The sequence below is a fragment of the Mesorhizobium sp. M7A.F.Ca.US.005.03.2.1 genome, from assembly GCF_003997795.1.
Lineage (GTDB): Bacteria > Pseudomonadota > Alphaproteobacteria > Rhizobiales > Rhizobiaceae > Mesorhizobium > Mesorhizobium ciceri.
Genome location: NZ_RZRP01000458.1, coordinates 1 through 5,047 on the forward strand (window position 1 = coordinate 1; position 5,047 = coordinate 5,047).

General features: G+C 64.8%; 3 protein-coding genes. All 3 read right to left on the reverse strand.

The annotated features are described in order from the left end of the window. Nucleotides 1-215: 215 nt before the first annotated feature. Nucleotides 216-1,301 carry a histidine kinase dimerization/phosphoacceptor domain -containing protein gene (locus EN991_RS22915; protein ID WP_127366291.1) on the reverse strand — a complete coding sequence of 362 codons (1,086 nt, stop codon included), beginning with the start codon at nt 1,299-1,301 and terminating at the stop codon, nt 216-218. Between the two features lie 143 nt (nt 1,302-1,444). Next, nucleotides 1,445-2,935 carry an efflux transporter outer membrane subunit gene (locus EN991_RS22920; RefSeq protein WP_127369601.1) on the reverse strand — a complete coding sequence of 497 codons (1,491 nt, stop codon included), beginning with the start codon at nt 2,933-2,935 and terminating at the stop codon, nt 1,445-1,447. Nucleotides 2,936-2,947: 12 nt separating this feature from the next. Beyond that, nucleotides 2,948-5,047, reverse strand: a 2,100-nt coding sequence (locus EN991_RS22925; protein ID WP_127369602.1) for an efflux RND transporter permease subunit, incomplete at its 5' end; no start/stop codon positions are given.

A 5,047-nucleotide genomic window follows, 5' to 3' on the forward strand; every position in this document is an offset into this window, starting at 1 on the left:
ATTATTTTCTAATGTTAATAAATTAATTAAGCCTGTCAAGCACGGCAAAGCGCGGCTTGCGACTGGCATCGATGCACCTGGGTTTCACCCTACCCTGCCGCTGGAGTAGGGGCATTGACGCGAGGGGAGATAGCGGGGAAGGCAAGGCCGTCATGAGTAGGTCGAAGATCAGCCAAGCGGAGACGGCCACCTATGCCGCTTGGCTCCCGCGCGCGCTAAGCTGCGGTGGCAGCCGAGCGCTTGAACAGGATGGTCACCCGCGTGCCCTCGCCGGCGCTCGACGTCACGTCGAACTCCGCCTTGGCATTCTCGGTCAGCGAGCGGGCGATCAGCGCGCCGAGTTTGCCGCGCTTGGGCCAGCTCTCGCCGTCCGGCAGGCCAATGCCGTCATCGGCGACCACGATGCGGCAGCCATCGCCGTCAACGATGCTGTGCAGCGTGATCGTACCGCCGTCGCGCCCCTGGAAGGCATGTTTGAGCGCATTGGTCAAAAGTTCGTTCACCACCAGCCCGGTCGGCATGGCGACATTGATCGACACCGGATAGGTGTCGACCTTCATGTCGAGGCGGATGCCCTCGACCGCATGCGAGTTCATGACCGCCGACGCGATCTGGCTGAGATAGACACCAAGATCGACCTCATCCTTGCCATCGTCCCCCGACAGCGTCTGGTAGAGGATCGCCAGCGCATCGACGCGCCCCGCCAGCCTCTCGAAACGCTTCTGGTCCGGTTCGGCCGCGTTGCGCGTCTCCATCCGGATCAGCGCGGTGATCATCTGCAGATTGTTCTTCACCCGGTGCTGGAGTTCGCGCAGCAGCGTGTCCTTCTCACGGATGCGCTCGTCGATCGATCGCGCATCTTCGGTTTCGCCATGGGCCGAAACGTCGACCAGCGCCACCAGCCGGAAGCAGGCCTTGCCATTGTCGTCCTCGATGACGTTGGAATAGACGTCGACGATAGTCGGTTGGCCTTCCTTCCGCTCCAGCCGGAACGTGCCGATGAAATCAGTGTCCTCGACCACGGCCTCGAACAGCGGCCGGTCCTTCTGCTTGTGCAGGCCGGTGCCGGAAAGCGCCGCCCAGTGTTGGCGAGCGAGCATCGCCGCCTTGAGGCCGGACAGTTTCTCGAATTCCGGATTGGCATAGACGACACGCTCCTTCGAACCCAGGTCCGAGACGGCAATGGCGATCGGCACCTGGTCGAGGAACTTCTTGAACTGTTCGCTTTCGAGCGCGCTGGCAAGGTCCGGCGTTTCGAGCAGCTGCCCGACCGCTTCGGCCTTCTGTGTATCGGATGTCATCTGCGGCGCCTATGCTGTGTGGGCACCATCAATAACAGCGATGCGATCACCCCGCCATCGCCAAACATGGAGTCCGCATTTTCACGCCCCGCATCGGCGATGGCGGCGTGTCTGCCGAATTGACGCCGCTGCCTGAGAGCGCCTCAGGAGGCCGGCTTCGACGCCAGCCGTGGACCGGCCTTGACGTCGACGATCTCCGGCTTGGCGCTGTCGACCGCGCCATCCCAGCCGCCGCCGAGCGCCTTGTTGAGGGCGATGTAGTTGGTCGCCAGCAGGACGCGGCTTTGCAGCAGCGAGTCCTCGGCCGAATAGAGCGAGCGCTGGGCGTCGAGCACGTCGAGGAGGCTTGTCTCGCCGGCCTTGTAGAGCGTGCCTTCGAGACTTGCCGCCTCGCCATAGGACTTCGCGGACGAGGCGAGCTTGCCGATCCGGATGCGCTCCTGCGACAACAGCACCAGCGCGTTCTCGACATCCTCGAGCGCCGTCAGCACCGAAGACCGGTAAGCGATGAAATACTGATCGCGTTGCGCCTTGGCGACCTCGACGGCCGCCTGCAATTGGCCGGCATTGAACAGCGGCACACTCAGCGTCGGCCCGAACGACCAGCCGATCGACGAATTCTTGCCGAGATCGCCAAGCTTCAGCGCCGCCGTGCTGATGTCTCCCGTCAGGCTGACCGATGGATAGCGGGCGGCTTCGGCCTGGCCGATCTTGGCGGTATATTGCGCATATTGGCGCTCCGCCATGCGCAAATCGGGCCGCGATAGCAGGAGGTCGGCGGGAATTCCGGTGGGCATCGGCAGGCGCGGTGCAGGAATGGGCGCGACCCGCTTCAGCCGCTCGTTGAGCGAGGCAGGCGGCCGGCCGGCCAACACCGCGAGACGATGCACGGCCTGCGTATAACTTGCCTCCAGCGTCGGAACGGCGGCTTCGGTGCTCGCTGCCTGCCCCATCGCCTTGGCGACATCGGCGGCGGTCGCCGTGCCCGCCTGCGCCATGGTGCGGGTAAGTTCGGCGGTCTGCCTTTGCGACGCGGCCGAACGACGGGCGAGCGCGATGCGGGCCTGGTAGCCGCGCGCCTGGGTATAATAGGAAGCGACATCGCCGACCAGGGTGAGAAGCGTCGAGCGCAGTTCCTCCTGCGAGGCGTTCAGCCCGTAGCGCGCGGCCTCTACGCCCCTCCGGTTGGCGCCGAACAGGTCGAGCTCCCAGCTTGCATCGAAGCCGGCCTGGTACTCGCTGTAGGTGGCGTCAGAGCCTGATGTGGTCTCGGCCGACTTGTTGCGGGAGGCCGAGCCGGAGCCGTCGGCCGAAGGCAGCAATGTGCCGGCACTCTGGCGATAGCTGGCGCGCGCCTCGCGGATTTTTGCCTTGGCGGTGGCGACATCGAGATTGCCGGCAACCGCTTCCTCGACAAGCGTGTTCAGCTCGGGATCGCGTAGCCGCTGCCACCATTTTGACAGTCGTGCCGGCTGGGCAGGCTTTGTCGGCTTCTGGCCGCTCCAATTCGCCGGCATTGCCATTATCGGTGTCTGATAATCCGGACCGACGACGCATCCCGCGAGCAGGACAGCGGTGAGCATGGGCGCAAGAAGCCGCCTCGCGGCCACCGAGCCACGTTCCAAACCTGTCATGTGAAGTTTTCCTTATTGCTGGGTGGCCGTCACCGGCGTCTCGCCCGTATCTGGTTTGGCCGCCCTGCCCTTGAAGATGCGCCGCACCGTGACGAACAATAGCGGCACCAGGAAGACGCCGATCACCGTCGCCGCGATCATGCCGCCCATCACGCCGATGCCGACCGAGTTCTGCGCGCCCGAGCCCGCACCGCTGGCGATCGCCAGCGGCAGCACACCGAGGATGAAGGCCAGCGACGTCATCAGGATCGGCCGCAGCCGTTGTCGCGCCGCCTCCAGCGTCGCCTCGACCAGCCCCATCCCGGCGGCTTGCCGCTCGATGGCGAACTCGACGATGAGGATGGCGTTCTTGGCGGCGAGACCGATCGTGGTCAAAAGGCCGACCTTGAAATAAACGTCGTTGGACTGGCCGAACAGGCTGGCCGCCAGCAGCGCGCCGAAGATGCCGATCGGCACCGACAGCATGACCGCGAACGGGATCGACCAGCTCTCGTAGAGTGCGGCCAGGCACAGGAACACGACCAGCGCCGAAATCGCGTAGAGCGACAGCGCCTGGTTGCCGGAAAGCTTCTCCTGGTGCGACAGCCCGGTCCACTCGTGCGAATAGCCGGCGGGCAGTTGCGCGACGAGCTTGTCGATCTCGTCCATGGCGGCACCCGAGCTGACGCCCGTGGCCGCCGCGCCCTGGATCTCGACCGCCGCCGAACCATTGTAGCGCTCCAGCCTGGGCGAGCCGAATGTCCAGTGGCTGGAGGCAAAGGCCGAGAACGGCACCATGGCGCCGCTGGCGTTGCGGACCTGCCATTTGTCCAAATCTTCCGGCTGCATGCGGAAGTTCGGGTCCGACTGCAGATAGACCGGTTTCACCCGCCCGCGATCGATGAAGTCGTTGACGTAATCGCTGCCCCAGGCGGTCGAAAGCGTGTTGTTGATGTCGGCCAGGCTGACGCCCAGCGCGCTGGCCTTCTCCTGGTCGATGTCGACCGAGAATTGCGGCTGGTCTTCCTGGCCGTTGGGCCTTGTGTTGGCGAGCACCTTGCTCTGCCCGGCCAGGGCCAGAAGCTGGTTGCGCGTCTGGATCAGCGCGTCATGGCCGGCGCCGTTGACGTCCTGCAGGTAGAAGTCGAAGCCGTTGGTATTGCCGAAGCCCTGGATGGCGGGAGGCGCGAGCGCGAAGACCTGCGCGTCCCTGATCTTCGAAAACGCGCCCATCGCCCGGCCGGCGATGGCCTGCGCGGCGGAAGCCGGCGATTTGCGCAGGTCGAAATCCTTCAGCCGCACGAAAGCGATGCCGACATTCTGCCCTGCGCCGCCGAAGCCGAAGCCGGAGGCGGTGAACACCCCGTCGACGACGTCCTTCTCCTGGTTGAGATAATGGTCGGTCACTTCTGCCAGCACGCGCTCCGTGCGATCCTGCGTCGCGCCGACCGGCAGCTGCACGCTGGTGATCAGGATGCCCTGGTCCTCTTCCGGCAGGAACGAGCTCGGCAGCCGGGCAAACATCCAGCCCACGGCAACGACGATGGCCAGGAACATGACGAGGAAGCGCCAGGATCGGTTGATGATGCCGTGCGAGCCGTCGCGGTAGGCAAGCGTGCCGCGGTCGAAGACACGGTTGAACCAGCCGAACGGGCCGGTCTGCGTCGCGTGGTCCTTGGGCGGCCGCAGGATGGTGGCGCAAAGTGCGGGCGTCAGCACAAGGGCGACCAGCACGGACAGCACCATCGCCGAGACGATGGTCACCGAGAATTGCCGGTAGATGATGCCGGTCGAGCCGCCGAAGAAAGCCATCGGCACGAACACGGCCGAAAGCACCGTGGCGATGCCGATCAGCGCGCCGGTGATTTCGTGCATCGACTTGCGCGTCGCCTCCTTCGGCGACAGGCCTTCCTCCTGCATCACGCGTTCGACATTCTCGACGACGACGATGGCGTCGTCGACCAAGAGGCCGATGGCCAGCACCATGGCGAACATGGTCAGTGTGTTGACGGAATAGCCGAACAGCGACAGCACGCCGAACGTGCCGAGCAGCACCACCGGCACGGCGATCGTCGGGATGATGGTGGCGCGCAAATTCTGCAGGAAGATGAACATCACCAGGAACACCAGCAC